The 26970-nt window shown below is 74.3% G+C and carries 22 protein-coding genes; 16 read left to right on the top strand and 6 right to left on the bottom strand.

Annotation, left to right across the window (positions count from 1 at the left end; translation table 11 throughout):
* The first annotated feature begins 106 nt into the window (after nucleotides 1-106).
* Entirely contained in the window at nucleotides 107-1306 is a 1200-nt protein-coding gene (locus ACH4C6_RS27110) for a bifunctional adenosylcobinamide kinase/adenosylcobinamide-phosphate guanylyltransferase (RefSeq protein WP_398111207.1), read from the top strand.
* A 6-nt stretch (nucleotides 1307-1312) separates the two neighbouring features.
* Here the strand turns inward: ACH4C6_RS27110 and ACH4C6_RS27115 are convergent, their stop codons facing one another.
* Nucleotides 1313-2359: a methyltransferase domain-containing protein gene (locus ACH4C6_RS27115; RefSeq protein WP_398111208.1), complete on the bottom strand. Its 1047-nt coding sequence runs from the start codon at nucleotides 2357-2359 to the stop codon at nucleotides 1313-1315.
* 181 nt (nucleotides 2360-2540) lie between these two features.
* Here ACH4C6_RS27115 and cobT point away from each other — a divergent pair, with 181 nt between their 5' ends.
* Together cobT and ACH4C6_RS27125 are read left to right on the top strand one after the other, a co-directional pair.
* Nucleotides 2541-3641: a nicotinate-nucleotide--dimethylbenzimidazole phosphoribosyltransferase gene (gene cobT, locus ACH4C6_RS27120; protein WP_398111209.1), complete on the top strand. Its 1101-nt coding sequence runs from the start codon at nucleotides 2541-2543 to the stop codon at nucleotides 3639-3641.
* A 132-nt stretch (nucleotides 3642-3773) separates the two neighbouring features.
* The gene (locus tag ACH4C6_RS27125; protein WP_398111210.1) at nucleotides 3774-4472 is read left to right on the top strand and encodes a hypothetical protein; all 699 of its coding nucleotides are present in this window, start codon (nucleotides 3774-3776) and stop codon (nucleotides 4470-4472) included.
* Here ACH4C6_RS27125 and ACH4C6_RS27130 read toward each other — a convergent pair.
* On the bottom strand, nucleotides 4412-5173 hold the full coding sequence (locus tag ACH4C6_RS27130; RefSeq protein WP_398111211.1) for a hypothetical protein: 762 nt from the start codon (nucleotides 5171-5173) through the stop codon (nucleotides 4412-4414). The genes ACH4C6_RS27125 and ACH4C6_RS27130 overlap by 61 nt on opposite strands.
* A gap of 60 nt (nucleotides 5174-5233) precedes the next feature.
* On the opposite strand from ACH4C6_RS27130, the gene ACH4C6_RS27135 reads away from it, so the two are divergent.
* Both ACH4C6_RS27135 and ACH4C6_RS27140 read left to right on the top strand, forming a co-directional pair.
* Nucleotides 5234-6016 (top strand): adenosylcobinamide-GDP ribazoletransferase, encoded by a 783-nt coding sequence (locus ACH4C6_RS27135; protein ID WP_398111212.1) that lies wholly within the window; start codon nucleotides 5234-5236, stop codon nucleotides 6014-6016.
* Nucleotides 6017-6098: 82 nt separating this feature from the next.
* Nucleotides 6099-6710 (top strand): RDD family protein, encoded by a 612-nt coding sequence (locus ACH4C6_RS27140; RefSeq protein ID WP_398111213.1) that lies wholly within the window; start codon nucleotides 6099-6101, stop codon nucleotides 6708-6710.
* Here the strand turns inward: ACH4C6_RS27140 and ACH4C6_RS27145 are convergent.
* A complete protein-coding gene (locus tag ACH4C6_RS27145; protein WP_398111214.1) occupies nucleotides 6670-7449 on the bottom strand; it encodes an endo alpha-1,4 polygalactosaminidase in 780 nt (259 codons plus the stop codon). The genes ACH4C6_RS27140 and ACH4C6_RS27145 overlap by 41 nt on opposite strands.
* 303 nt (nucleotides 7450-7752) lie before the next feature.
* Here ACH4C6_RS27145 and ACH4C6_RS27150 point away from each other — a divergent pair, with 303 nt between their 5' ends.
* From ACH4C6_RS27150 to ACH4C6_RS27180, 7 genes are all read left to right on the top strand, one after another.
* Nucleotides 7753-9279 carry a leucyl aminopeptidase gene (locus ACH4C6_RS27150; protein WP_398111215.1) on the top strand — a complete coding sequence of 509 codons (1527 nt, stop codon included), beginning with the start codon at nucleotides 7753-7755 and terminating at the stop codon, nucleotides 9277-9279.
* A 283-nt stretch (nucleotides 9280-9562) separates the two neighbouring features.
* Nucleotides 9563-10951 (top strand): dihydrolipoyl dehydrogenase, encoded by a 1389-nt coding sequence (gene lpdA / locus ACH4C6_RS27155; RefSeq protein ID WP_398111216.1) that lies wholly within the window; start codon nucleotides 9563-9565, stop codon nucleotides 10949-10951.
* Between the two features lie 62 nt (nucleotides 10952-11013).
* Nucleotides 11014-12849: a 2-oxoglutarate dehydrogenase, E2 component, dihydrolipoamide succinyltransferase gene (gene sucB, locus ACH4C6_RS27160; protein WP_398111217.1), complete on the top strand. Its 1836-nt coding sequence runs from the start codon at nucleotides 11014-11016 to the stop codon at nucleotides 12847-12849.
* Nucleotides 12850-13069: 220 nt separating this feature from the next.
* Nucleotides 13070-13693, top strand: a complete 624-nt coding sequence (locus ACH4C6_RS27165; protein WP_398111218.1) for a GntR family transcriptional regulator — start codon at nucleotides 13070-13072, stop codon at nucleotides 13691-13693.
* A gap of 266 nt (nucleotides 13694-13959) precedes the next feature.
* Nucleotides 13960-16662, top strand: a complete 2703-nt coding sequence (gene aceE, locus ACH4C6_RS27170; RefSeq protein ID WP_398111219.1) for a pyruvate dehydrogenase (acetyl-transferring), homodimeric type — start codon at nucleotides 13960-13962, stop codon at nucleotides 16660-16662.
* A gap of 132 nt (nucleotides 16663-16794) precedes the next feature.
* Complete coding sequence (locus ACH4C6_RS27175; RefSeq protein ID WP_398111221.1) at nucleotides 16795-17781, top strand: helix-turn-helix transcriptional regulator; 987 nt, start codon at nucleotides 16795-16797, stop codon at nucleotides 17779-17781.
* A 56-nt stretch (nucleotides 17782-17837) separates the two neighbouring features.
* A complete protein-coding gene (locus ACH4C6_RS27180; protein ID WP_398111478.1) occupies nucleotides 17838-18356 on the top strand; it encodes a DUF4240 domain-containing protein in 519 nt (172 codons plus the stop codon).
* 33 nt (nucleotides 18357-18389) lie between these two features.
* Here the strand turns inward: ACH4C6_RS27180 and ACH4C6_RS27185 are convergent, their stop codons facing one another.
* Nucleotides 18390-19163: a peptidoglycan recognition protein gene (locus tag ACH4C6_RS27185; protein WP_398111479.1), complete on the bottom strand. Its 774-nt coding sequence runs from the start codon at nucleotides 19161-19163 to the stop codon at nucleotides 18390-18392.
* A gap of 276 nt (nucleotides 19164-19439) precedes the next feature.
* Between ACH4C6_RS27185 and ACH4C6_RS27190 the strand changes: the two genes are divergently transcribed.
* Nucleotides 19440-20624: a MarP family serine protease gene (locus ACH4C6_RS27190; RefSeq protein ID WP_398111222.1), complete on the top strand. Its 1185-nt coding sequence runs from the start codon at nucleotides 19440-19442 to the stop codon at nucleotides 20622-20624.
* 16 nt (nucleotides 20625-20640) lie between these two features.
* Here the strand turns inward: ACH4C6_RS27190 and ACH4C6_RS27195 are convergent, their stop codons facing one another.
* A complete protein-coding gene (locus ACH4C6_RS27195; protein ID WP_398111223.1) occupies nucleotides 20641-21138 on the bottom strand; it encodes a GNAT family N-acetyltransferase in 498 nt (165 codons plus the stop codon).
* A gap of 71 nt (nucleotides 21139-21209) precedes the next feature.
* Between ACH4C6_RS27195 and ACH4C6_RS27200 the strand changes: the two genes are divergently transcribed.
* On the top strand, nucleotides 21210-22112 hold the full coding sequence (locus ACH4C6_RS27200; protein WP_398111224.1) for a TIGR01777 family oxidoreductase: 903 nt from the start codon (nucleotides 21210-21212) through the stop codon (nucleotides 22110-22112).
* 857 nt (nucleotides 22113-22969) lie between these two features.
* Nucleotides 22970-24376: an NAD(P)/FAD-dependent oxidoreductase gene (locus tag ACH4C6_RS27205; RefSeq protein ID WP_398111225.1), complete on the top strand. Its 1407-nt coding sequence runs from the start codon at nucleotides 22970-22972 to the stop codon at nucleotides 24374-24376.
* Between the two features lie 25 nt (nucleotides 24377-24401).
* On the opposite strand, the gene ACH4C6_RS27210 is transcribed toward ACH4C6_RS27205, so the two are convergent.
* Nucleotides 24402-25874 carry a regulator gene (locus tag ACH4C6_RS27210; RefSeq protein ID WP_398111226.1) on the bottom strand — a complete coding sequence of 491 codons (1473 nt, stop codon included), beginning with the start codon at nucleotides 25872-25874 and terminating at the stop codon, nucleotides 24402-24404.
* Nucleotides 25875-26112: 238 nt separating this feature from the next.
* Between ACH4C6_RS27210 and lipB the strand changes: the two genes are divergently transcribed.
* Nucleotides 26113-26913 carry a lipoyl(octanoyl) transferase LipB gene (lipB, locus tag ACH4C6_RS27215; protein WP_398111227.1) on the top strand — a complete coding sequence of 267 codons (801 nt, stop codon included), beginning with the start codon at nucleotides 26113-26115 and terminating at the stop codon, nucleotides 26911-26913.
* The last annotated feature ends 57 nt before the right edge of the window (nucleotides 26914-26970 follow it).

The raw sequence follows: 26970 nt of genomic DNA on the forward strand, positions 1-26970 counted from the left end.
CTAAGCGCTCGGCCGGGCGGGGCGGCACAGGTGGTCGGATGCGCGCGTGACCCCGCGAGGGTGTCTCCGTCACGCGAGTCCCGCACGCGCGGGTGAGAATCGGGGCGTGGAACTGACTCTCCTCGGCACCGGCGCCCCCGCGGGACTCCCCCGCCCCGACTGTCCCTGCGCGGCCTGTGCGGTCGCCCTCGGCCCCGACGCGCGGGCGGCGACCGCGCTGCTGCTGGACGGGGTGCTGCTGCTCGACCTGACGCCCGGGGCGGCCTTCGCGGCGGCCCGGGCGGGCCGCTCCCTGGGCGGGGTCCGGCAGGCGCTGCTGTCCCATCCGCACGACGGGCCCGCGGTGGAGGTCCCGGCGGGGCTGCCGCAGCCCGGACGGGTGCCGGACGGGCAGGAGTTGACGCTGCTGACGGGGCATCGGGTGCGGGCGACGGCACTCGACGCGCCGGGCACGGGCTACGCGGTGACGGGGCCCGAGGGGCAGCGGCTGCTGTACCTGCCGCCGGGCGGGGCGCCGGCCGGGATCGAGGGTCCGGCCGAGCCGTACGACATGGTCCTGGCGGACGTCGTGGGGCGGCCCGACGCGCTGGCGAAGCTGCGGGCGGTGGGAGCGGTGGGGCCGACGACCGACGTGGTCGCCGTCCACCTGGACCACGACGTGCCGCCCGGACCGGAGCTGGGGCGGCGGCTCGCCGCGGCCGGGGCCCGGGCCGTGCCGGACGGGACGACGCTGACGGTGGGCGTGTACGAGGACGTGCCGGACGTGCCGCGGCGGACGCTGGTGCTGGGCGGGGCGCGCTCGGGCAAGTCGGTGGAGGCGGAACGGCGGTTGGAGGCCTTCCCCGACGTGCTGTACGTGGCGACGGGCGGGTCGCGCAACGGGGACACCGAGTGGTCCTCGCGGGTGGCCGCGCACCGGGACCGGCGGCCCGGGTCGTGGCAGACGGCGGAGACCTGCGACCTGGTGCCGCTGCTGGCCGGGGAGGGGCCGCCGCTGCTGATCGACTGTCTGTCGCTGTGGCTGACCGACGCGATGGACTCCGTCGGGGCGTGGGACGACGCGGTGTGGGCGGAGCAGGGCGAGAAGGCGCTGCGGGAGCGGGTGCGGGAGCTGACGGAGGCGGTGCGGACGACACGGCGGACCGTGGTCGCCGTGTCGAACGAGGTGGGGTCGGGCATCGTGCCGGCGACCGCGTCGGGGCGCCGGTACCGGGACGAACTCGGGCGCCTGAACGCGGGGTTCGCCGACGAGTGCGAGCACGTGCTGCTGGTGGTGGCGGGGCAGGCGGTGGCCCTGCGGGGCTGACAGCCCTCAGGGGGCCTTGCGGGCGATCACCCGGTAGGTGTTGGCGAAGCGGGTGCGCCGGGCCACCGGGGCGATCAGGTGGTCGGCGGTCGCCGCCAGTGCCACCAGGGGGACGCCCGCCCGCAGCAGGGCCGTGCGGGTGTGCCGGTGGAGCGGGGGCGGGGGGACGGCCCGCCAGGGGGTGTCCGGGGCCGGGAGGCCGTGGGAGATCGCCAGGGCCAGGGCGCCGGAGAGGTCGTGCGGGATGTGGACCGGGCGGTGGTCGAGCGTCAGGACCTCGCAGCCGTCCGACTCGAGTTCGGCGCGGAGGTTGCGCGGGGGCAGCAGGTGCAGGTGGCGGGGCTGGTCGTAGGGGAGCCACCAGCGGCCCAGGAGGGCGGCGAAGACGCTGCGGGGGCTGAGGGTCTCGACGATCAGGTGGCCGCCCGGGCGCAGCACGGTGAGCGCGGCCCGCAGTTCCGCCCGGGGGTCGGGCGTGCCCTCCAGGTGGTGGAGCATGCTGACCACGTCGTAGCGACCGCGCAGTTCGGCGGCGATGCGGGGGTCCGTCAGCCGGCCGACGTGGGCCTCCTCGACGCGGTCGGCGGAGCGGGCGCGCACCACCCGGGGCGTGGGGTCCAGGCCGTCGAAGGCGGTGTAGGGGAAGTACCGCCGGGCCGTCGCCGGGAAGCGGGCGTGGCCGGTGCCGACGTCCAGCCAGCTCTCCGGCTCCCCGGTGCGCAGCATCGCCTTGGCGGCCGAGCGGTGCCGGCGGGGGCTGGCCCGCAGGGCGAGGAGGCCGTCGCTCGCCGGGTCCCGCGGCGCCCCGCGCACGCTGCGGTGGTAGAGCGCGAGGCCCTCGGCCGTGAGGCGGGGGTTCTGGAAGGTGTGGCCGCACTCGCGGCACTCGTCGACGGTGAAGACGCCGGGCTTGTACTCCCGTACGTCACCCGTCCGCAGCCGGTTGCGCAGCCGGGCCGAGCCGCACCAGGGGCAGTCCTCCCGGCGCGGTTCGTGGACCGGGGCGCTGGTGCGGGGGGCGGGGGGTGCGGAGGGGGCGGGACGGGCGGGCATGGGCGGCTCCCGGGCACGACGGCGTACGGCAGGACGGCGGGGCTGCCCTGGGGGCGAACATGTAGGACAATCCGCGCGAAAGGGAACGTATGGGATGCCGGTGCCGGGTGCAACGATGCCGTCCCGGCGGAGTCGTGACGTGGCGCCCTGCCGTTCGGCCACGGCCGGTACTGTTCGGCGAATGAGCTCGCTTAATCTCGACGACTTCACCGATCTGATCGAGCGTCCGGACGGCGGGATCCGCCGTGACGCCGAGGCGCGCCGGGAGCGACAGGTCGTGCCGCCCGGCTCGCTGGGCCGGCTGGACGACCTGGGTGAGTGGCTGGCCGCGGCGCAGTCGGCGGTGCCGGTGCGGCCGGTGGAACGGCCGCGGGTGGTGCTCTTCGCCGGTGACCACGGCGTCGCCGCCCTGGGCGTCTCGGCCCGGCCGGCGGGCAGCGCCGCGGAGTCGGTGCGCGAGGTGCTGGAGGGCGGGCGGCCGGTGTCGGTCCTGGCCCGCCGTCTGGGCGTGCCCGTGCGGATCGTCGACATGGCCCTGGACTGCGACCCGGCGACCCTGCCCGAGGACGTCGTGCGGCACCGGGTCCGGCGCGGCAGCGGGCGCATCGACATCGAGGACGCGCTGAGCCTCGCGGAGGCGGAGGCGGCGTTCCGGGCCGGGATGGCGGTGGCCGACGAGGAGGCCGACTCGGGCACGGACCTGGTGGTGCTCGGCGATGTGAGCGTCGGCGGGACCACGGCGGCGGGCGTGCTGGTCGCCGCGCTGTGCGGGGTCGACGCGTCGGTGGTCACCGGGCGCGGCGGGCAGGCCGTCGACGACCTGGCGTGGATGCGCAAGTGCGCGGCGATCCGGGACGCGCTGCGCCGGGCCCGGCCGGTGCTCGGCGACCAGATGCAGCTGCTGGCGACGGTGGGCGGCGCCGACCTCGCGGCGATGACGGGCTTCCTGCTGCAGAGCGCGGTGCGCAAGCTGCCGGTGGTGCTCGACGGGGTGGTGACGGCCGCGTGCGCCCTGGTCGGGCAGCGGATCGCGTTCCGGGCGCCGGACTGGTGGCTGGCCGCGCACGACAGCGGCGAGCCCGGGCAGGCCAAGGCGCTGGACCGGATGGCGCTGGAGCCGCTGCTCGGCCACGGCGTGACCGTCGGGGAGGGCACCGGCGGGCTGCTGGCCCTGCCGCTGGTGCAGGCGGCGGCCGCGCTGGCCGCGGAACTGCCCGAGCGGCCGAAGGAGTCCGAGGCGGCCGACGCGTCGCCCGCCCCGGAGGTTCCCGCCGAGTCGTAGGTGCGCCGGAGATCCAGGTCACGCCCGCCCGGCTCAACGTCGTCCCGTTGCGGTCGGTCTTGGCACACGGTGTCCGTTTGACTGAGTGACGGACACCCGCGCCCGGACCACCGCACCGACGAGGACGACCCGATGAGCACGCTCGCCCGCTGGGCCCGCGCCGAATGGGGGCCGTTGGTCGCCGCGATGCGCGGGCCGCTGGCGCGGCGGCGGTGGCGGGCCGTGCCCCTGGCGGTCACGTCCGTGTGCCTCACAGCGGCGCTGCACTTCGCGGACGGCCGGGCGTGGGGCCACCGGTTCGTGCAGGACGCCGGGGGCGTGCGGGCCGAGGACCCGCTGTGGGCGGCGCTGCTGCGCACACCGCTGTCGCTGTTCGTGCCCGCGCTGGACCTGCCGGTGTGGGGTGCGCTCGTGCAGCTGCTGCTGGTGTTCGGGATCGCGGAGCTGTGCCTGGGCCGGTGGCGGACCCTGGCGATCGCCTACCTCGCCACGCTCGCCGGCACCCTCTACGCCCGGCTGGGCATCTGGCTGGGGCCCGGCTCGCCGCTCGGCCTGCCCGCCTCGGACGCCCGGGTGGTGGACACCGGGCCGTCGGCGGCCGTGGTGGGCCTGGCCGTGTTCGTCGCCTGGCGCTTTCGCGCGTACGCCACCGCCGGGCTGGTGATCGCGGCGATGGTGGCCGAGGTCGTGGTGAAGGAGAACCTGGCGGGCAAGGAGCACCTGGCCGCGATCGCGGCCGTGCTGGTGCTGTGCGCGGCCGGCGAGGTGCGTCAGCGGCGCTCCAGGGCGCGGGCGGGCTCGGGGTCCGGGGCGCCGCCGATCCAGTCCTGAAAGGTCCGCCGGGGCCCCACCCAGCGGCGGTCGTGGTGGTAGGCGCGCAGACCCGACTTGGCCCGGGCCCGGGGGCGGTTGCGGTAGAACCGCTTGGCCCACGGGGAGGCCGGGCGGGCCAGCCGCACGGCGGCGACCAGGGCCACGAGCGGGACGATCACGCCCAGGACGGCCATGCGGACCTTCCCCTTGAACAGGGCGATGAGGGCGAAGCCGAAGTTCACCAGGACGTTGGCGAGGACAGCGGCGCGGTTCTGCTGCTGGTCCTCGGTCAGGTCGTTCACGCCCAGGGGCGAGAAGCCGATCAGGAGCAGCCCGACGAGGGAGGCGGTGAGGACGACCATCTCCACGCTCTTGCGCCCGTCCGGGGTCCAGTAGACGTCGGCCAGGTGCAGCACCAGGGCGAACTCGTCCAGCACCAGGCCCGCGCCGATGCCGAAGATCACCGCCGCCAGGCACGAGCCGAAGCCGTGCTGCCCGCCCGCGACCGCGCCGAAGCCGCCGACGAGGGTGAGGATGACACCGGGCACCACGTGGTGGACGTGGACGCCGCCGCTGCTGATGTTGCCGAAGGGGCCCTTGCCCGCGCGGATGAGGCGGGTGATGACCCGGGTGATCACGAAGGTCAGCACGAAGGCGACGAGGGCGAGGAGCAGCGGCAGTTTGCCCGGTTCGACGATGTTTCGCTCCAGCCATCCCATAACGGAACTTTATCCTCGCCTGCCGTCACCGCTCTCGTGACCGGCGGGTAGCCTGCGCCGGTGCCCAGAACCTCGCCCTTCGACGGCCTCCGTTTCGCCTTCGGCACCCTGACGGTGTTCCCGGTCCGGGTGACCCGCTGGGATCGCGAGGCGGCCCGCGGCGGCATGCTGTGCGCCCCGCTCGCCGGCCTGGCCGTGGGGGCCGCCGCGGCGGGCCTCGGGCTGGTGCTGCTGGTCCTCGGCGCGGGCGCGCCGCTGGCCGCGGTGGCCACCGTCGCTGTGCCGGCGGTCCTCACCCGCGGCCTGCACCTGGACGGGCTCGCGGACACCGCGGACGGGCTGGGCAGCGGCAAGCCCGCCGAGGACGCCCTGCGGATCATGAAGCAGTCGGACATCGGGCCGTTCGGCGTGATCACCCTGGTCCTGGTCCTGGCGGGCCAGGCCGCCGCGCTCGCCCAGTCCTACGGCACCTCCTGGACCCGTGGTGCCTGCGCCGCGGTCCTGTCGGCGACGGTGGCCCGGCTGGCCCTGACCCTGGCGGCCCGGGCCGGGGTGCCCGCGGCCCGGCCGGAGGGGCTCGGGGCGGCGGTCGCGGGCGTGGTGCCGGTGCGGGCGGCCGCGGCGGCGGGGCTCCTGGTGGCGCTGGCCGCGGCAGCGGCGGGCGGCGCCTGGGGACCGTACGGGGCGGTGCGGGCCGTCCTCGCGGTGGTCCTCGCGCTGGCCGCCGCCGAGGCACTCCTGCGGCACTGCACCCGCCGTCTCGGCGGGATCACCGGCGACGTCTTCGGCGGTCTGGCGGAGACGGCCGCGACCGCGGTGCTGGTCGTCGTGTCACTGGGCTGAAACGATCCCCTTGTCGCCCTCCCGACCCGGCCTCCGGGCGGCTAGCTTCCTTCCCGGACACACGAGTGATCGGGGGACGTTCATGCCGAAGCTGCGCCGTGCCGTGGCCTGGGCCGTCGACTTCGCGCTGGTGGTGACGCTGGCGTCGGCGCTGGCGGTGCTCACCTTCCACCGGGTCTCGGCGCTGGTCACCGACGTGCCCGAGCTGGCCGCCCGGGGCGGCTGGGACCTGCTGACCTCGCGCGGCGACGTCGTCGACGCCTCCGCCGGCCTGGGGTTGTCGCTGTGGGACAGGTCGGTGCTGTACGTGGAGCAGGCCTTCGGGCTGCTGGTGCTGGCGGTGTTCCTCTACCAGTGGGCGTGCCTGTCACTGGCCGGGCGCACGGCCGGCAAGGCCCTGACCGGTCTGAAGGTCACCGGGGGTGTGCCGGGCCGGGTCAGGGCCGCACGGCGGGCCGCCGTCACCACGGTCGTCGACGTCGCCGTGTACGCGGTGGCCTGCGTGCTGCTGGTCGAGGGGCAGCTGCTGCTGTCAGTCCTGGTGTGGGCGGTCGCCGTGGTGCTGTTCCTGCTGAACGCGCTGCCGGTCCTCTCCCCCGGCCGCCGGTCGCTCGCGGACCGGCTGGCGGGCACCTCGGTGACCGGCATCGGCCTCAGCAGGCCCGTCGCCACACCCCCAGTTCGTACTTCTTGAGCAGCGAACTCAGCTTCAAGCGGCGGGAGTCGGGGCAGAAGCGGCCGGTGGGCAGCTCGTACTCGACGTGGAAGACGGCCTTGTCCGCGTCGACGAACGGCTTCAGCTCCGCGCACTCGCCGTACTGGGCGCACTGCTCGTTGACGGCGAAGTCGAAGTCCCCGACGAGCTGCGGGATCTGGTCCAGGTCGTTCTTCAGCCCGACGGCCAGGCCGCGCTCGTGGGCCAGGCGGGCGATGAGACGGTTGTAGCGGAGCTGGTCGGCGGCGGTGAGGGGGAAGCCGGTGTCGTTCCGGTAGCCGTCCATGTTGTCCGGCTCGACCGCGTCGAAGCCCTTGTCCCGGCACATGTCGATCCGGGCGGCCATCAGCGGCCGCAGGACGTCGGTGCGGCGGATGTCGAGCCAGCGCTCGCCCTTCCAGCCGTTGCCGCGGCCCAGCACGGACGCCGGGAACCTCTTCGCGTCCGGCCGGAACTCCTCCCAGGCGCCGGTGGAGAGGTAGCAGATGACCTTGCGGCCGTCGTCGTGCAGCCGCGAGACCGTCTCCGCGGAGTGGTCGTAGCCGTCGATGTCGTAGACCGGCACGTCGACGGAGGTGTCCAGGCGCCCGCTGAGCTGCCACTGCCAGCCGGTGCCGGGGCGGGGCTGCCAGCGCGGGCCGGGTTCCTCGTCCGCGGGCTGCGAACAGCCCGCCAGCAGCAGGGCGAACAGGACCAGGAACAGGGACGGGCGTCTCACGAGGCGTTCTCCGCAGGGGGTTCGGGGCGGGACCGGGGTGTCCACGACGATCATCCCCCGCCCCGCCGGGGCCGGTTCACGGGTGCCGGGAACCGGACATGGCCGCCGGGCCACGGGCGGGTGAACGCCCGCGGGGCATGAGCCGGGCGGGCCACGCGCGTAGTCTCGTCGTCGAGTGTTCGCCGTACCGGGGAAGGCCCCGTGACCACCGGCCCCAGGGGCCGGACTAGGGTCGGCTCGGGCCCGGTCGACCCACACCGTTCGACCACCGCAACTTCACATCGGAAGCGAGATTTCACCACCGTGACTGCTCTCACTCTCAGCACCGCCGCGGCGCCCGGTCTGCGGGCCGACGCCATCGTGATCGGTGTGGCCAAGGGTGCCAAGGGACCGGTCGTCGCGCCGGGCGCCGAGGCCGTGGACAAGGCGTACGACGGCAGGCTCGCCGGCGTCCTGGAGACTCTCGGCGCCTCCGGTGCCGAGGGCGAGCTGACGAAGCTGCCGGCGCCGTCCGGCTTCAAGGCCCCGCTCGTGCTGGCGGTGGGCCTGGGCGCGGTGCCCGAGAAGGACGCCGACTACGCCGCCGAGGCCCTGCGCAAGGCCGCCGGCGTCGCCGCCCGCGCCCTGGCCGGAGTCAAGAAGGCCGCCTTCGCCCTGCCCCTGGCCGACGCCGCCGACGTGGCCGCGATCGGCGAGGGCGCGCTGCTCGGCGCGTACTCCTTCGACGCGTACAAGGAGAACGGCAAGGACGCCCGGTCCAAGAACGGCAAGGCGCCCCTCGCCGAGGCCACGCTGCTCGGCGGCAAGTCCCGCGACAAGGCCCACAAGGCGGCCGTCGAGCGGGCCGTCGCCGTGGCCGAGGAGCTGAACCGCGCCCGCGACCTGATCAACATGCCGCCGAACGACCTCGACCCCGAGGCGTTCGCCGCGATCGCCCAGGCCGCGGCCAAGGAGCACGGCATCAAGGTGCAGGTGCTCGACGAGAAGGCCCTCGTCAAGGGCGGCTACGGCGGCATCCTCGGCGTCGGTGCGGGCTCCGCGTCCGGTCCGCGCCTGGTGAAGCTGTCCTACACCTCCTCCAAGGCCAAGAAGCACCTCGCCCTCGTCGGCAAGGGCATCACCTACGACTCGGGCGGCATCTCGCTGAAGCCGGCCGGTCACAACGAGACGATGAAGTGCGACATGAGCGGCGCGGCCGCGGTGTTCGCCGCGGTCGTCGCCGCCGCGCGCCTCGGCCTGGAGGTCAACGTCACCGGCTGGCTGGCGCTCGCGGAGAACATGCCCTCCGGGTCCGCGACCCGTCCGGGTGACGTGCTGCGCATGTACAGCGGCAAGACCGTCGAGGTCCTCAACACGGACGCGGAGGGCCGCCTGGTGCTGGCCGACGCGCTGTGGGCCGCTTCGCAGGAGAAGCCGGACGCGATCGTCGACGTGGCGACCCTGACCGGGGCGATGGTGCTGGCGCTGGGCAACCGGACGTTCGGGATCATGGGCAACGACGACGCCTTCCGCACGGCGGTGCTGGAGGCGGCCGAGGAGGTCGGGGAGCCGGCGTGGCCGATGCCGCTGCCGGAGCACCTGCGCAAGGGGATGGACTCGGCGACCGCCGACATCGCGAACATGGGTGAGCGGATGGGCGGCGGCCTGGTGGCCGGTCTGTTCCTGCGCGAGTTCGTGGGCGAGGGCATCACCTGGGCGCACCTGGACATCGCCGGGCCGGCCTTCAACGAGGGCGGGCCGTTCGGATACACGCCGAAGGGCGGCACGGGGACGGCTGTGCGGACGCTGGTGCGGCTGGCCGAGCTGACGGCCGCCGGGGATCTGGGCTGACCTTCCCCTGAGAGCTCGGTCTCGTCCGTCGTGTGGCGAGTGCGGGGGCGTGGGGGCTGTTCGCGCAGTTCCCCGCGCCCCTTCGGGGCGCTCCCCGGCACGCTCATCCGAACGTGGGGTGTCTCACACCGCAGCCCGGCGTCTCCTTGTGTGCCGACAAGTGCGAAGATGGGGCTCGGCAGGACAGGGCCCCACCGAAGGGCCGAAGAACGAGCGGCCGGACACCAGCCGCCTGCCGGTCACTGACGACCGGCTCACGGCGCACATGCATGGAGGACGTGACGTGGCGAACGACGCCAGCACCGTTTTCGACCTAGTGATCCTCGGCGGTGGCAGCGGTGGTTACGCCGCGGCCCTGCGCGGGGCGCAGCTGGGCCTGGACGTCGCCCTGATCGAGAAGGACAAGGTCGGCGGCACCTGCCTGCACCGGGGATGCATCCCCACCAAGGCCCTGCTGCACGCGGGCGAGATCGCCGACCAGGCCCGCGAGAGCGAGCAGTTCGGTGTGAAGGCCTCCTTCGAGGGCATCGACATCGCGGGCGTCCACAAGTACAAGGACGGCGTGATCGCCGGCCTGTACAAGGGCCTGCAGGGTCTGGTCGCCTCCCGCAAGGTGACCTACATCGAGGGCGAGGGCCGACTGTCCTCCCCCACCTCCGTCGACGTCAACGGCCGCCGCGTGGAGGGCCGCCACGTCCTGCTCGCGACCGGCTCCGTGCCGAAGTCGCTGCCGGGCCTGGAGATCGACGGCAACCGGATCATCTCCTCCGACCACGCCCTCGTCCTGGACCGCGTGCCGAAGTCCGCGATCATCCTGGGCGGCGGCGTCATCGGCGTCGAGTTCGCCTCCGCGTGGAAGTCCTTCGGCACCGAGGTCACGATCGTCGAGGGTCTGAAGCACCTCGTCCCGGTCGAGGACGAGAACTCCTCCAAGCTGCTGGAGCGCGCCTTCCGCAAGCGCGGCATCAAGTTCAACCTGGGCACGTTCTTCCAGAGCGCCGAGTACACCCAGGACGGTGTCAAGGTCACCCTGGCCGACGGCAAGCAGTTCGAGGCCGAGGTCCTGCTGGTCGCCATCGGCCGCGGCCCGGTCTCCCAGGGCCTGGGCTACGAGGAGCAGGGCGTCGCGATGGACCGCGGCTACGTCCTGGTCGACGAGTACATGCGCACGAACGTGCCGACCATCTCCGCCGTCGGTGACCTGGTCCCGACCCTCCAGCTCGCGCACGTGGGCTTCGCGGAGGGCATCCTGGTGGCGGAGCGTCTGGCCGGTCTGAAGACCGTCCCGATCGACTACGACGGTGTCCCGCGGGTGACGTACTGCCACCCCGAGGTCGCCTCCGTCGGCATCACCGAGGCCAAGGCCAAGGAGATCTACGGTGCGGACAAGGTCGTCGCTCTGAAGTACAACCTCGCGGGCAACGGCAGGAGCAAGATCCTGAACACCGCGGGCGAGATCAAGCTCGTCCAGGTCAAGGACGGTGCCGTCGTCGGCGTCCACATGGTCGGCGACCGCATGGGCGAGCAGGTCGGCGAAGCCCAGCTGATCTACAACTGGGAGGCGCTGCCCGCCGAGGTCGCGCAGCTCATCCACGCCCACCCGACGCAGAACGAGGCGCTCGGCGAGGCCCACCTGGCCCTGGCCGGCAAGCCCCTGCACGCGCACGACTGACCCTCGGTCGACGAACGCGACGACACAGACTTCCGCACTTTCCGTAAGGAGCAACCGAAACCATGGCGGTTTCCGTAACCCTTCCGGCGCTCGGCGAGAGCGTCACCGAGGGCACCGTCACCCGCTGGCTGAAGGCCGAGGGTGAGCGCGTCGAGGCCGACGAGCCCCTGCTCGAGGTCTCCACCGACAAGGTCGACACCGAGATCCCCTCCCCCGCCTCCGGCGTGCTGTCCTCCATCAAGGTCGCCGAGGACGAGACCGTCGAGGTCGGCGCCGAGCTGGCGCTCATCGACGACGGCTCCGGCGCCCCCGCCGCCGCGGAGGCCCCGGCCGCCGAGCAGGCCCCGCAGGCCGAGCAGGTCGCCGAGCCCGCCCCCGAGCCGGCCGCGGCCGCGCCCTCCACCGAGCAGTCCGCCCCGGCGCCCGCCCCGACCGCCGACGCCGCCGCCGGCGGCGGCTCCGCCGAGGGCACGGACGTCGTCCTGCCCGCGCTCGGCGAGTCCGTCACCGAGGGCACCGTCACCCGCTGGCTGAAGTCGGTCGGCGACACGGTCGAGGCCGACGAGCCGCTGCTGGAGGTGTCGACGGACAAGGTCGACACCGAGATCCCCGCCCCGACCTCCGGCACGCTGCTGGAGATCGTGGTGGGCGAGGACGAGACCGCCGAGGTGGGCGCCAAGCTCGCCGTCATCGGCGAGGCGGGTGCCGCCCCGGCCGCCGCCCCCGCGCAGGAGGCCCCGGCCGCTCCGGCGCAGCCCGAGCCCGCTCCGGCACAGCCCGAGCCCGCCCAGGCCCCGGCCCCGCAGCAGGCCGCCCCGGCCCAGCAGGCCCCGGCTCCGCAGGCCCCCTCGGCCCCGGCCCCGCAGCAGCAGACCACCCCGGCTCCCGACCCGGTCCCGTCCGCTCCCGCGCCGGCCCCGGCTCCGGCCCAGGCCCCGGCCCCGGCCGCCGCCAAGCCGGCCGACGACGGCGCCTACGTCACCCCGCTGGTGCGCAAGCTCGCCGCCGAGCAGGGTGTCGACCTGGCCACCGTCAAGGGCACCGGCGTCGGCGGGCGTATCCGCAAGCAGGACGTCGTCGCCGCCGCCGAGGCCGCCAAGAGCGCCGCCGCCACCCCGGCCCCCGCCGCAGCCGCCCCGTCGGCCGCGAAGAAGGCCCCGGCGCTGGAGGCCTCCCCGCTGCGCGGCCAGACCGTCAAGATGCCGCGCATCCGCAAGGTCATCGGCGACAACATGGTCAAGGCCCTGCACGAGCAGGCGCAGCTGTCCTCGGTCGTCGAGGTCGACGTCACCCGCCTGATGAAGCTCCGCGCCCGTGCCAAGGACGCGTTCGCCTCGCGTGAGGGCGTCAAGCTCTCCCCGATGCCGTTCTTCGTCAAGGCCGCCGCCCAGGCGCTGAAGGCGCACGCGCCGATCAACGCCCGGATCAACGAGGCCGAGGGGACCATCACCTACTTCGACACCGAGAACATCGGTATCGCGGTGGACTCCGAGAAGGGCCTGATGACCCCGGTCATCAAGAACGCCGGTGACCTCAACCTCGCCGGTATCGCCAAGGCCACGGCCGACCTGGCGGGCAAGGTCCGCGCCAGCAAGATCACCCCGGACGAGCTGTCCGGCGCGACCTTCACCATCTCCAACACCGGGTCGCGCGGCGCGCTCTTCGACACGATCATCGTGCCGCCGGGCCAGGTCGCGATCCTCGGCATCGGCGCCACGGTCAAGCGCCCCGCCGTGATCGACACCGAGGACGGCCCCGTCATCGGCGTCCGGGACATGACGTACCTGACCCTGTCCTACGACCACCGTCTGGTGGACGGCGCCGACGCCGCCCGCTACCTGACGGCGGTCAAGGCCATCCTGGAGGCCGGCGAGTTCGAGGTCGAGCTCGGTCTCTGACCCGTCGGTACGGCTGTACGGTGCCCCCGCCCGGATCATCTCCGGGCGGGGGCGCTTTGTTCAGGGGCGCGGGAGGCCGCATACGAGGCGCCGGTCGAACGACAGCCCCACACCCCCCGTGTAAGTCTCGTCTCACCTGCGCGACAGCGCCCTCGTCGGCCCCACCCGCGGAGCGAACCGGCCGTATTGTCTAAGCGTCGATCCCGCCTAAGGAGCCCTCATGACCGCGCCCGTCATCCACTCGCTCCGCGAGCAGATCCGCGAGCACATCCTGGAGGGGATCATCAGCGGACGCTGGCAGCCGGGCGAGCGGATCGTCGAGCGCCGGATCGCCACCGAGCTGGAGGTCAGCCAGACCCCGGTCCGCGAGGCCCTGCGCGAGCTGGAGTCGCTGCGCCTGATCGAGTCCGCTCCCAACAAGGGCGTCCGGGTGCGGAACCTGACCGCAGCCGACCTGGAGGAGAGCTATCCCGTCAGGGCCGGTCTGGAGGCCATCGCGGCGGAGCTGGCCGCCGAGGGCCTCGCGGAGGACTGCTCGGCGCTGGAGCCCCACGTCAGCGCCCTGCACGAGGCCGACCGCGTCTCCGACGGCACCGCCCAGGTCCGCCACACCGTCGCCTTCCACCGCGAACTGGTGCGCGCCGCCGGGAACTCGGTCCTGCTGCACACCTGGGAGGGCCTGGGCATCGAGGTGTTCACGGCCCTGTCGATCCGCTGGCTGGGCACGCGGCAGCAGTCGTACGCCGAGGAGCACGAGGAGCTGGTCGCCGCGTTCAAGCGGCGGGACCCCCGGATCGCCGAGCTGGTGAAGGCCCACGTGCTGGGGTGCGCACCCCGGGCGTGACACCCGAGCGCCCTCCCGCTCAAACGCCTCCGACCTGCGAGAACCAGGCGCATCCCGGTCACCGCGTGCCACCGTCGGAGGCACCGCGTGCCTACTTTCTCGTGATCAAGAGGTTTTGGTCCTCAACCCTTTGATCGATCATCGATCAGGGAGTTACAGTCGCCGACGGGCTTCCACCGAAGCCTCAGCCCTGTCCTGCCAAAGACCAAGGGCACCCCCGATCCCCTTACGTGAGGGAACCCCCTTCGACTGAGGAAGGCGGCGACATGACCGACCCCAACGCCATCCAGCCGAGCGAGCTCGACCAGCTCCCCGACCGGGACCCGGAGGAGACCGCCGAATGGCAGGCCTCCCTGGACGCGGTCACCCAGGCTGCCGGGCCGCACCGTGCCGCGTACCTGATGCGCCGCACGCTGGAGCGCGCCGAGGGCGCCGGCATCGCGCTGCCGAAGCTCCTCGAGACCGACTACGTCAACTCCATCCCCACCTCCGCCGAGCCGGCCGTGCCCGGTGACGAGGCGATGGAGCAGCGGATCACCGCGTGGAACCGCTGGAACGCGGCCGCGATGGTCACCCGCGGCAGCAAGTACGGCGTCGGCGGCCACATCGCCACCTTCGCCTCCGCGGCCTGGCTGTACGAGACCGGCTTCAACCACTTCTTCAAGGGCAAGGAGGCCGACGGGTCCGGCGACCAGCTCTACATCCAGGGCCACGCCTCCCCCGGCATCTACGCCCGCGCGTTCCTCGACGGCCGGCTGGACGAGGAGCAGCTCGACAACTTCCGCCGCGAGGCGGGCGGCAACGGTCTGCCCTCCTACCCGCACCCGCGCCGCCTGCCCTGGTTGTGGGAGTTCCCGACGGTCTCCATGGGCCTCGGTCCGCTGTCGGCGATCTACCAGGCGCGCTTCAACCGCTACCTGGCCGACCGCGGCATCAAGGACACCTCCGCCTCGCACGTGTGGGCGTTCCTCGGCGACGGCGAGATGGACGAGCCCGAGTCGACCGCCGCCCTCGCGCTGGCGGCCCGTGAGGAGCTCGACAACCTCACGTTCGTCATCAACTGCAACCTGCAGCGCCTGGACGGCCCGGTCCGCGCCAACTTCAAGATCGTGCAGGAGCTGGAGGCCCAGTTCCGCGGCGCCGGCTGGAACGTGATCAAGACGCTGTGGGGCACCGCCTGGGACGAGCTGTTCCAGCTCGACACCACCGGCGCGCTGGTACGCCGCCTGCGCCAGGTACCCGACGCGCAGATCCAGACGTACCAGACCCGCGACGCGGCCTACATCCGCCAGGACTTCTTCGGCGCCGACCCGGCGCTCGTGGAGATGGCGAAGCTGCTGAGCGACGACAAGATCCTCGAGTGCTTCCACCTCTCGCGCGGTGGTCACGAGTCCCGCAAGGTGTTCGCCGCGTACAAGGCGGCCGTCGAGCACCAGGGCGCGCCGACCGTGATCCTGGCCCAGACGGTCAAGGGCCACACCCTCGGCGAGGGCTTCGCGTCGAAGAACGCCAACCACCAGATGAAGAAGCTCTCGGTGGACGAGTTCAAGAACATGCGCGACCTGCTGGAGCTGCCGATCTCCGACAGCGCGTTCGTCGACGGCGTGGTCCCCTACGGCCACCCCGGCGCCGACTCCCCCGAGGTCCGCTACCTCCAGGAGCGGCGCGCGGCCCTCGGCGGCCCGGCCCCGGCCCGCCGCGTGCACCCGGTCGCCCCGCTGCCCGCCCCGGCGGAGAAGGCGTTCGCCTCCTTCGACAAGGGCTCCGGCTCGCAGAACGTGGCCACCACCATGGCGTTCGTCCGCCTGGTCAAGGACCTGGTCCGCGACAAGGAGACCGGCAAGCGCTGGGTGCCGATCGTCCCGGACGAGGCGCGTACCTTCGGCATGGAGTCGCTGTTCCCGTCGCTCGGCATCTACTCGCCCAAGGGCCAGACGTACGAGCCGGTCGACCGCGACCAGCTGATGTACTACAAGGAGGCCAAGAACGGCCAGATCCTCAACGAGGGGATCACCGAGGCCGGTTCGATGGCCGACTTCATCGCCGCGTCGACGTCGTACGCGACGCACGGCGAGACGATGATCCCGTTCTACATCTTCTACTCGATGTTCGGCTGGCAGCGCACGGCCGACCAGATGTGGCAGCTCGGCGACCAGCTCGGCCGCGGCTTCCTGGTCGGGGCCACGGCCGGCCGCACCACCCTGACCGGCGAGGGCCTCCAGCACGCCGACGGCCACTCCCCCGTCATCGCCGCGACCAACCCCGCGGCGCTGACGTACGACCCGGCCTTCGCCTACGAGGTCGCGGCCATCGTCAAGGAGGGTCTGCGCCGGATGTACGGCGAGGCCGCCCCGGGCGAGGACCAGGACGTCTTCTACTACCTGACCGTCTACAACGAGCCGCTGCCGCAGCCGGCGAAGCCGTCCGTCGCCGGAATCGACGAGGGCATCGTCAAGGGCCTGTACCGCTTCAACACGGCGGAGTCGGCGGGCGTGACCGTCCCGGCGAACGCCCCGCGGATCCAGCTGCTCGGCTCCGGCACCGCCATCCACTGGGCGCTCAAGGCGCAGGCGCTGCTGGCCGAGGAGTGGGGCGTGGCGGCCGACGTGTGGTCGGCGACGTCGTGGAGCGAGCTGCGCCGGGACGCCCTGGAGGCGGACGAGGCGCTGCTGCGCGGCGAGGAGCGGGTGCCGTTCGTGCGGCGGGCGCTCCAGGGCGCCGAGGGCCCGGTGCTGGCGGTCTCCGACTACATGCGCCAGGTCCCGGACCAGATCGCGCAGTGGGTCGAGCAGGACTGGTCCTCGCTGGGCGCCGACGGCTTCGGCCTGTCGGACACCCGTGACGCGGCCCGCCGCCACTTCGGTGTCGACGCCGAGTCGATCGTGGTCGCGGCCCTGGCCCAGCTCGCCCGGCGCGGCGAGGTCAAGGCGGCGTCCGTGAAGGAGGCGCGCGAGAAGTACGGCCTGTAGGTTCTGCGGCCCCCGCCGGTCCCGGTCGTTCGTCGACCGCGGGCCGGCGGGGGCTTCGTCGTGCAGGTACCGCGCTCCTGGAACAGGCCCGCCCCCACACACCCGCACCCCGACACGCACCATGATGGCCCTATGCGTGCTGCCCGGCTGATCAAGATGGTGTTGCTGCTCCAGTCCCGGCCCTCCATGACGGCCGCCGAGCTCGCCCGGGAGCTGGAGGTGTCGGAGCGGACGGTGACGCGCGACGCGCAGGCGCTGTCGGAGGCGGGCGTGCCGGTCTACGCGGACCGGGGCCGGGCCGGCGGCTACCGGCTGGTCGGCGGGTACCGGACGCGGCTGACCGGGCTGCACCGCGGCGAGGCGGAGGCGCTGTTCCTGTCCGGGGTGCCCGGGGCGCTGCGTGAGATGGGTCTGGAGGACGCGGCCTCGGCGGCCCGGCTGAAGGTGTCGGCGGCGCTGCTGCCGTCCCTCAGGGACGCCTCCCGGACGGCCGCGCAGCGGTTCCACCTGGACGCGCCGAACTGGTTCAGGGAGCCGAAGACGCCCGCGCTGCTGCCGGCGGTCGCGGACGCGGTCTGGGACGACCGGCGGATCGGCGCCCGCTACCGGCGCGGCGAGGAGGAGGTCGTCCGGGAGCTGGAGCCGTACGGGCTCGTGCTGAAGGCGGGCGTCTGGTACCTGTGCGCGCGGGTGGCCCGCGGCACGTCCTTCCGGGTGTACCGGATCGACCGGTTCACGGCGGTGGAACCGGCTGAGGAGCGCTTCGAGCGGGTGCCGGAGTTCGACCTGCCCGCGTTCTGGGAGGAGCGGGCGGAGCAGTTCGCGCGGTCCATCCTGCGGGCCCGCGTGGTGGTGCGGCTGTCCCCGGCCGGTGTGCGCGCCCTGCCGTACGCCCTCGACCCGTTCACCGCACGGGAGGCCCTGGCCGGGGCGGGCGAGCCGGACGGCGAGGGCTGGGTGCGGGTGGACCTCCCGGTGGAGTCCGAGGAGGTCGCGCACAGCCAGCTCGCGGCGCTGGGCCCGGAGGCGGAGGTGCTGGAACCGGCCGGGCTGCGCGAGCGGTTCGCCGCGGACGCGGCACGGCTGGCGCGCCTGTACGGACGGGCGGACGGCGCATAACGATCCCGTCCACTCCGGGTGCGCCCCTGTCCCCCAGGCCCGATGCTGGACCCGTGATGGACGAGACGGAGTTCTGGGAGCTGGTGGACGACGCCCGTGAGGCCGCCGAGGGCGACCCGGAGGAGCAGGCGGATCTGCTCGTGGAACGGCTCGTTCGGCTGGACCCGGACTCGGTGCTGGACTTCGCCCGTCACTTCGAGTCCCGCTACCACCGCGCCTACCGCTGGGACCTGTGGGGCGCGGCCTGGGTGCTGCTGGACGGCGCCAGCGACGACGCCTTCGACTTCTTCCGCTGCTGGCTGATCGGCCAGGGCCGGGAGGTCTTCGAGGGGGCGCTGCACGACCCGGACGCGCTCGCCGGGCTGCTGGACGACTTCGACGAGGAGATCGACGGCGACGGCGAGGAGCTCGGTTACGCGGCGGACGAGGCGTACGAGCAGCTCACCGGGGTGGTCGCCCCCGATCTGGAGATCGCCGCGCCGCCCCCGGAGCCGGAGGGCACGCCGCTCGACTTCGAGAACGAGCGGCTGCTGGCCGAGCGCTACCCCCGGCTGTGGGAGCGGTTCAGGGGCTGACCGGAGCCTTCCCTGGGTGCGGCGGGCCGGGGCTCAGGACGCCGCGCGGCGGCTGTGGCCCTCCTGGGTGGGGGCCGGTCTGCCCTGCATCCGGGCCGCCATGTCGCGGATCTGCGGCAGCCGGGCGTGCAGGGCGGCGCCGGGGCAGCTGGTCATGTAGCCGTCGTTGTGGCCGGCCAGGGCGGGCAGCGTGGCGGTGCTGCCGGCCGCGTACCGGCTCAGGCCGTTGCTGGAGACCAGGCGGACGCGCGCGCGCGGGTCGGTGCCGCTCAGGCCGAGTTTCCAGGCGGCCAGCGCGGCGATGGACCTGATCATCGGCTGCGGGACGGGCATGCCCTCCGTGAAGGTGCCGAGGGCGGCGATGCCGGAGGTGCGGTGGTTGAAGCCCTGGGTGTGGGCGCCGGTGACGGCCCGTTCTACGCCCCCGGCCCGGCCCTCGTAGATGGTGCCGCAGCGGTCGACGACGAAGTTGTAGCCGATGTCGTCCCAGTCGCGGGTGCCCCGCTGGCCGGTGTACACGTCGCGGATGATGCGGGGCGCGTCGGCGCAGTCGTAGCCGTTGGGCGAGTCGGTGTGGTGCACGAAGACGGCCGCGACCCGGTCGTCGTAGCGGGGGCGGGGCTGGGTGCGGGCCGCCCCGCCCAGCCACTGCGAGCGCGGCACGATGGGCGGGCGGGGCGCCGCGTAGGGGGTGGTGGCGGGCCGGTGCGCGGCCGCGCCGCCGGCCTCGGCGGCCGTCTCGACGCCGTGCGCGCACAGCACCAGCGCCACGACGGCGGCGGTGCCCGGCAGGCAGCCGAGCAGCACCCGGGCCGCGCGCGGCAGGCCCGCTCGGCCGGGCGTCCCGGCGGTGCGGTGCCCGCGTGTCCCTGGCCGACCTCCGAAGGCACGCATGGTCCCACTGTCGGCCTGTTCCGCTCCGTCCGCGATGTGTGATGTGCCACCCGGTGGAACCATCGTCACGGTCCGCGGCGTTTTTCCGGGTGCACGCGTGCGGGAAGGGTCTCCTCCGCCGCGCGGGTGCGACTGATCAACGGGGCGTTCCCGCGCGTACTAGGGGTTCCCGAGGAGAGGCGGCGTTGCGTGGACCTGCTCGACATCCTGCTGTTGCTGGTCGTCCTGGCCTACGCGGCGTCCGGGTACCGCCGCGGCCTGGTGGCCGGCTGCGTGTCCCTGGCCGGGTTCGTCGGCGGTGCGGTCGTCGGCGTGTGGATCCTGCCGTGGGTGATGGACCTGGTCGAGCCGGGGACGACCCGGGCGACGCTGACGGCGGTGCTCACGGTGCTGCTGCCGGCGGTGCTAGTGCACGAGCTGGCGGGCCGGCTGGCGCTGCGGCTGCGGCGGGAGCTGGACCGCGGGCCGCTCCGGGTGGCGGACGGGGTGGGCGGGGCCGTGGCCAACGCGGTCGCGGTGCTGATCGTGGCGTGGGTGGCCGCGAGTGTGCTGGGCGCCTCCTCCTCGCCCGCGGTCACCTCGGCGATCCGCGACTCGCGGCTGCTGGGCGCCGTGCAGCGGACGATGCCGGACACGACCCCGGCGTGGTTCTCGGAGGCCACCTCCGCGCTGACCCAGGCGGGCTTCCCGCAGGTCTTCAACCCGTTCGAGAGCGAGTCGGCGGCGGAGGTCGCCGAGCCCACCGGCGACAACGTGACGCGGGCCGCCACGCGGGCCGCCCAGCGCAGCACGGTGAAGGTGGAGGGCGTCGCGGGCACCCAGGGGCGCGAGGGCAGCGGGTTCGTGTACGCACCGCGGCACGTGATGACCAACGCCCATGTGGTGGCCGGCATCGACGAGCCGACCGTGCAGATCGGCGGCGTCGGGCGGGCGTACGGGGCGCGGGTGGTGCTCTTCGACCCGGACAAGGACGTGGCCGTGCTGTACGTGCCGGAGCTGCGGGCGCCGAGCCTGCGTTTCGACGACGACGCCGGGCGCGGGGACGCGGCGGTGGTGGCGGGCTATCCGCAGGACGGCGACCTGGACCTGCAGGCGGCCACGGTCGCGAACCGGGTGCGGGCGACCGGCCAGGACATCTACAACGAGGGCACGGCCGTCCGCGAGATCTACTCGATCCGCTCCACGGTCCGCCCGGGCAACTCCGGCGGCCCGCTGCTCACCACGGACGGCCGGGTGTTCGGCGTGGTCTTCGCCCGCTCCACGTCGGACGCCGAGACGGGGTACGTGCTGACGGCCGACGAGGTCGCCCCGGAGGCCGAGCGCGCGGCGCGGGCGACGGAACCGGTGGACACCGGCGAGCCCACCGGATCGTGAGCGCGCCGGGTGCGGCTCAGAGGAAGCGCCCCATGAAGACGTCGTCGACGTACCGCCCGTCGAGGAGGAACTCCTCGGGCAGGACGCCCTCCACCACGAACCCCTCGGCCTCGTAGAGCCTGCGCGCGGGGGTGTTGTGGCCGAGGACGCGCAGGGTCAGGCGCCGCGCGCCGCGCCGGCGGGCCTCCGCGACGGCGGCCCGGACCAGGGCTCGGCCCGCCCCGCGGCCGCGTGCCTCCTCGGCGACGGCGAGGCCCTGGATCTGGAGCACGTGCCGGTTCGCGGCGAGAGGGGTCGGGAAGCCGAGGTGCGCGTACCCGGCCGGGCGGCCGTCGTGCTCGGCGACGAGGCAGTCCTGCGGCGGGTGCCGGTCGCTGAAGAACGGCGGGTAGGGCGGCCGCGGCTCGGGCGTGACGGCGTGCAGGGGCGACCAGGCGCGCCGGTCCAGCAGGGCCAGTTCCGTCTCGTCCTCGGGCACGGCGACGCGGACGCGCACGTCGGGATGGTCGGGCATGGGCGTCACCCTAGGTCGCGGGGCCCGTGGTCCGACAGTGGATATGCGGGGTCCGGGGGCAGGATGGGGGGATGGAACGCTCACGTATCGCAGTGGCCGGCGCGTCCGGTCTCATCGGCGGCGCCCTGGTGCGGTCACTGGCGTCGGACGGGCACGAGGTGGTGCGCCTGGTGCGCCGGGAGCCCCGGGGCACGGACGAGGTCCGCTGGGACCCGGAGGGCGGGCGGGTGGACGCGGCCGGGCTGGCCGGGTGCGCCGCGGTCGTCAACCTGGCGGGGGCCGGGGTCGGCGACCGGCGCTGGACGGACGCCTACAAGCAGCGGATCCGCGACAGCAGGGTGAACGGCACGGCCGCGCTCGCGCGGGCGGTGGCCTCGCTGGCCGACGCGGACCGGCCGCGGGTCTTCGTGAACGGCAGCGCCATCGGCTACTACGGCGAGACCGGGGACCGCGCCGTCGACGAGAGCGCCCCGGCGGGCTCGGGCTTCCTGCCCGAGGTGTGCGTGGAGTGGGAGGAGGCAGCGGCGCCCGCCCGGGAGGCCGGTGTCCGCACCGCGTTCACCCGGACCGGGCTGGTGGTCTCCCGCGAGGGAGGGGCGTGGGGGCGGCTGTTCCCGCTGTTCAGGGCCGGGCTGGGCGGGCGCATGGGCGACGGGCGGCAGTACTGGTCGTTCGTCGCGCTGCACGACGAGGTCGCCGCGATCCGGCACCTCCTCGACACCGACGGCCTGTCGGGACCGTTCAACATCACCGCCCCGAACCCCCTGACGAACCGTGAGATCACCGCGGCGATGGGGCGGGTGCTGCGCCGGCCCACGGTGTTCCCGGTGCCGGCGCCCGTCCTGCGGTCCGTGCTGGGCGAGATGGCCGGCGACGTCCTCGGCAGCGCCCGCGTCCTGCCGACGCGGCTGCTGGATTCCGGCTTCCGCTTCGCGTTCCCGGACGTCGAGGGAGCGATCCGCGCGGCGCTGTAGGCCCCGAACCTCACCCCCGCGCCACACCCGGGCGGCGCGGGGCCCTCGCCACGCCACCCGCCGAAGGCATGAGAGCCTGCCCCTGCCCGAGCCACGCCCCGTCGGCCCGCGTAAGTCCCCCCCCCACTGCACGCCGCCGAGGCAGGGACCACGACAGTCCGCGTCACACACCAGCCACCGGGGGGCACCTCCACGCCCCACACCATCCCCAGAAGGCCGCTCCCACGCCCCACACAAGCCCAGGGGGACCGCTCCCCTGCCCCACGGGGACCGCCTCCACGCCCCACACCAGCCCCAGAAGGCCGCTCCCACGCCCCACACCAGCCCAGGGGGACCGCTCCCACTCCGCACACAAGCCCAGGAGGGCCGCTCCCACGCCCCACCGGGGGCCGCCTCCGCGCCCCACACCGACCCCGCGGGATCCCTGGTCTGCGCCCCACACCGCCGACGCGGGGGCTGCGCTCCGCGTAAACGCCCGCCCACGAGGGTCCTTGCCGCGCCACACCGGCGGCGCGGCTGCCGACCCCGCGCCGCGCCTCGCCGGTGCAACGGCCGGCGCTCCGCACCACACACCGGCCCACGAGGGCCGCGCCCCGCCGCGGTTGTCGCGGCCGCTTCCGCCGCCTTCTCCCGTTCCCCCGGTTCCCCCGGGGCCCGGCCCCCGGCCGCGCACCAGTCCCCCGTGACCACTTCATGCCCACACGGCATCCGTATGCGACCACCGTGCGACCGTGCCCTGTTCATGCGCGACTCCATCTGACCGATCACAGCCCTACGCTCGACCGGAACTCGCGTATCCCTGGGGCCTGTTGAGGGCATGACGTCTCCAGCGCCCGCGCAACCTCGAGGAGGGGCACGTGCTTGAGCCCGCGTACCAGGCGGACGTGGTCGTCGTGGGGGCCGGGGTCGCCGGCCTCTCGGCCGCGCATCGGCTGACCAGCGCAGGAGTGACGACCATGGTCCTGGAGGCCGCCCATCACGTCGGCGGCCGGATGGCGACGGAGAAGGTCGACGGATTTCGGCTCGACCGGGTCGGCCAGTTGCTGTCCACGGCGTATCCCGAACTACACCGGACCCCGGGGCTGGGCGGGCTGGTGCTGCGCCCCTTCGCACCGGGCGTCCTGCTGCACGGCGACGGGCGCCACCACCGCGCGGGCGTCCAGCCCGGCGTGGGGGGCGCACGGGGCGCGCTGCACGCGGTCCGTGCGCTGGCGAGTGCGCCTCGGCCGCCGGCGGCTCCCCGGGTGCCGCGCAGGCCGGTGGCCGTGCCCGGCCGGCAGGTCTCCGTGCCCCGCAGCCGGTCCGGCGCCCCGCTCGGCACGGCCGTCGACCAGGCCCGGCTGGGCGCGGCCCTGACCCGGCTGGCCGGCACCTCCGCCGAACGGCTGCTGGCCCGCCCGGAGTTGCCCGCCGGCCAGGCCCTCGCCGAACGGGGGCTGCCCGCACGGACCATCGACGGCTTCCTGCGCCCGCTGCTCGCAGCCCTGCTGTGCGACCCGGACCTGACGACGTCGAGCCGGTGCGCCGACCTCGCGCTGCGCGCCTTCGCGAGCGGCCGGCTGTGCGTGCCGGAGGGCGGGGCGGAGGCCCTGCCCGAGCTGCTGTCGCGGACCCTGCCGGAGGGGTCGGTGCACACCGGCGTGCGCGTCACCTCCGTCTCCACGACCTCGGTGACCACCGCCGAGCACGGGGTGATCCGCTGCCGGGCCGTGCTGGTGGCGACGGACGCCCGGGCGGCGGCCGTCCTGCTGCCCGGGCTGCGGGTACCGGACTTCCACCCGGTGACGGTGGTGCACCACACCACCGACGAGCCGCCGGGGACGGGCGCGTCCCTGCTGCTCGACGCGGACCTCGGCGGCCCCGTGGCCCACACGGCGGTGCTCAGCCACGTCGATCCGTCCCGGGCGCCCGTGGGCCGGGCCCTGGTGTCCTCGACGGTGCTCGGCCGGCCGCCGGGCGACGTCGACACGGCCGTGCGGATGCACCTGGCACGGCTGTACGGGACGTCGACGGCGCGGTGGGAGACGCTGGCGGTGCACCACACGGCCGAGGCGGTGCCCGCCATGCGGCCGCCGCACGATCTGCGGCGGCCGGTGCGGTTGCTCGCGGGCCTGTACGTGTGCGGGGACCACCGGGACACCAGCACCGTCCAGGGCGCCCTGCACTCCGGGCACCGGGCGTCCGCGGCGATCCTGGCGGACCTGGGGGCGGGGCGGTCGATGCATGCCGCCGATCCCGTGCCGACCGTCCCGAGGGCTGCCTAGGGCCACCCCCGGCGAGCGAGGAGCCTCACCCCAGGGCCGCCACCTTGTCGCGGTAGGTCCGCACCGGAGCCGCGTCCTTGTACGGTTCCAGCCGCCGCTCGAAGTCCCGCACGTACTCCACCGCCCGCACCGAGCGCATCTCGGCGGCCTGGCCCGCGGCCTCCGCGGCCAGCTGGCAGGCCTGGTCGAGCTCGCCCAGCCCGAGGCGGGCGGTGGCGAGGACGACGCGGCAGAACAGCCGGCTGCGGGCGTAGGACGGGGCCCGCAGTTGCAGCGAGCGTTCCGCGTGCTGGGCGGCGGCACGGAACTGCTGGAGGTCGCGGTGGCAGTGGCCGAACTCGTCGGCGAGCTGGGCCTCGTCGAAGAACCTCGCCCACGGCGGCACGTCGTCCCCGGGGCGGGCCGTCTCCAAGGCCCGCTCGGCGCGCACCAGGGCCGCCGTGCAGGCCCGGACCTCGCCGAGCACCCCGTGCCCGCGCGCCTCGGAGGCGTGCAGCAGGGCCTGCAGGACGGGCGGCCCGGCGGTGCCCACGCCCTGCTGGGCGACCCGGGCGAGCTGCACGGCTTCCCGCCCGTGCCCCAGGTAGACGGCCTGGCGGCTCATGGTGACCAGCACGTAGGCCCCGAACGCCCGGTCCCCGGCGGCCTGGGCGAGCCGGAGCGCCTGCACGAAGTAGCGCTGGGCCAGTCCGTGGGCGGCGATGTCGTACGAGGTCCAGCCGGCGAGCCGGGTCAGGTCGGCGGCGGCGGCGAACAGCCGGCGACCGGTCTGCTCGCCGTAGGTGCCGCGCAGCATGGGCTCGCACTCGTGCTCCAGGTAGCGCACGAGGGCCTGGCGGGCGTGGCCGCCGCCGTAGGCGTCGTCGAGGGTGCGGAACAGCTCCCCGACCGAGCGCAGGGCGGCGATGTCCCCGGCGGTGACCCGCTGGCCGGGGCCGCGCTCGGCCCCGCCGCGCTGGCGGGGCAGGGACGCGACGCCCTGCTCGGCCGGGAGCCTCAGGGCGGGGCGGCCCTGCGGGGGGATGCGGGCGGGGTGGGGCTCGCCCCGGGCGACCTTCTCGTCGGCGCGGCCGATCAGCCAGTCCCGGCTGGGCACCACGAGCCCGGCCGGGGTAAAGGCGATCTTGCGCAGCTCGGCGTGGCTGCCGGAGTCCTTGCGCCACAGCCCGCTGACGATGTCGACGGCCTCCTCCGGGGTGGCGGCGAACTCCAGCCCCGCGTAGACCGGCGCGCAGGCGTCCAGTCCCAGGTCCTGGGCCGTGAGGCGGCGGCCCAGGCGCCGGGTGAACACCTCGGCGATCAGGGCGGGCGTGGTCCCCCGGGGCTGCTGGCCGCGCAGCCACCGGGTGACGGAGGTCTTGTCGTATCTCAGGTCGAGGCCGTGTTCCAGCCCGAGCTGGTCCACGCGACGGGCGAGTCCCGCGTTGGAGAACCCCGCTTCTGCGATGAGCGCGGCGAGCTGTCGGTTGGGGGTGCGCTGCGCGGGTCGTTCCGTCATCTGCGGTGCGGTCTCCTGCCTTCCGGCCTTCGTGATGTGCGCGGATTGCCTGTGAGCTGGCCTTATGCCTTGCTGGACGGCGCGAATGTAGCGGAGAGTAAGCACCCCATCACACATTTTCCCGGACATTCATCCGATCGTGTGAGGATTGACCCCGGGACTGACGTGTCCGGGCCGGACGTACAGTGGCTTGGGCGCGTTACGTGCCTGACACACCCGTCCGAGGGAGGCGCTTGCCGTGAGTGAGTTGCGGTTCGTCCGCATGGGGTTCGGCGACGAGGCCGTCGAGTACCAGGAGGCCTGGGACGAGCAGCGCCGGGTGCACGCGGCGCGCTTCGCCGACGAGGTCCCCGACACCGTCCTGCTCCTGGAGCACCCGCCGGTCTACACGGCCGGGCGGCGCACGGCGGACAACGAGCGGCCCCTGGACGGCACGCCGGTCATCGACGTGGACCGCGGCGGCAAGATCACCTGGCACGGCCCCGGACAGCTGGTGGGCTACCCGATCCAGAAGCTCCCGCGCCCGGTGGACGTGGTGGCCCACGTCCGGCGCCTGGAGGAGGCCCTGATCCGCACCTGCGCCGACTTCGGGCTGGAGACGACCCGGGTCGAGGGCCGCAGCGGCGTGTGGGTCCTGGGCGACCCGGTCGAGCAGCGGCCCGCGCTCGGAGGCCTGTCGCTGGACTTCGACCCGCGGTTGCAGGACGAGGAGTTCGACCCGCGGCTGAACGGACCGGAGTACGCCCCCTCCAACGCGGGCCAGCGCCGCGAGGACCGCAAGATCGCCGCGATCGGCATCCGCGTCGCCAAGGGCGTCACGATGCACGGCTTCGCGCTGAACGTGAACCCCGACAACAAGTGGTTCGACCGGATCATCCCCTGTGGCATCCGCGACGCGGGCGTGGCCTCCCTCGCCGCCGAGCTGGGCCGCGACGTGACGATCGAGGAGGTCCTGCCCGTGGTGGAGCGCCATCTGAGGGACGTCCTGGAGAACGCCGACCTCAAGCCCCGGGAGATCGAGCGGACACCGGCGGCATAGACGCCCGCGGGGAGGGGCTGACACCACACACAGGCATTCAAATCCACGGGCGTACCC

The sequence above is a fragment of the Streptomyces sp. NPDC017943 genome (assembly GCF_044328425.1).
Taxonomy (GTDB): Bacteria; Actinomycetota; Actinomycetes; order Streptomycetales; family Streptomycetaceae; genus Streptomyces; species Streptomyces djakartensis_A.

What these genes read in the sequence shown, in the direction of transcription:
- ACH4C6_RS27115 (WP_398111208.1), bottom strand. Translation starts at nt 2,359, where the DNA reads ATGCCCGCCCGTCCCGCCCCCTCCGCACCCCCCGCCCCCCGCACCAGC.
- cobT (WP_398111209.1), top strand. Translation starts at nt 2,541, where the DNA reads ATGAGCTCGCTTAATCTCGACGACTTCACCGATCTGATCGAGCGTCCG.
- ACH4C6_RS27125 (WP_398111210.1), top strand. Translation starts at nt 3,774, where the DNA reads ATGAGCACGCTCGCCCGCTGGGCCCGCGCCGAATGGGGGCCGTTGGTC.
- ACH4C6_RS27130 (WP_398111211.1), bottom strand. Translation starts at nt 5,173, where the DNA reads ATGGGATGGCTGGAGCGAAACATCGTCGAACCGGGCAAACTGCCGCTG.
- ACH4C6_RS27140 (WP_398111213.1), top strand. Translation starts at nt 6,099, where the DNA reads ATGCCGAAGCTGCGCCGTGCCGTGGCCTGGGCCGTCGACTTCGCGCTG.
- sucB (WP_398111217.1), top strand. Translation starts at nt 11,014, where the DNA reads ATGGCGGTTTCCGTAACCCTTCCGGCGCTCGGCGAGAGCGTCACCGAG.
- ACH4C6_RS27165 (WP_398111218.1), top strand. Translation starts at nt 13,070, where the DNA reads ATGACCGCGCCCGTCATCCACTCGCTCCGCGAGCAGATCCGCGAGCAC.
- aceE (WP_398111219.1), top strand. Translation starts at nt 13,960, where the DNA reads ATGACCGACCCCAACGCCATCCAGCCGAGCGAGCTCGACCAGCTCCCC.
- ACH4C6_RS27175 (WP_398111221.1), top strand. Translation starts at nt 16,795, where the DNA reads ATGCGTGCTGCCCGGCTGATCAAGATGGTGTTGCTGCTCCAGTCCCGG.
- ACH4C6_RS27180 (WP_398111478.1), top strand. Translation starts at nt 17,838, where the DNA reads ATGGACGAGACGGAGTTCTGGGAGCTGGTGGACGACGCCCGTGAGGCC.
- ACH4C6_RS27195 (WP_398111223.1), bottom strand. Translation starts at nt 21,138, where the DNA reads ATGCCCGACCATCCCGACGTGCGCGTCCGCGTCGCCGTGCCCGAGGAC.
- ACH4C6_RS27200 (WP_398111224.1), top strand. Translation starts at nt 21,210, where the DNA reads ATGGAACGCTCACGTATCGCAGTGGCCGGCGCGTCCGGTCTCATCGGC.
- ACH4C6_RS27210 (WP_398111226.1), bottom strand. Translation starts at nt 25,874, where the DNA reads ATGACGGAACGACCCGCGCAGCGCACCCCCAACCGACAGCTCGCCGCG.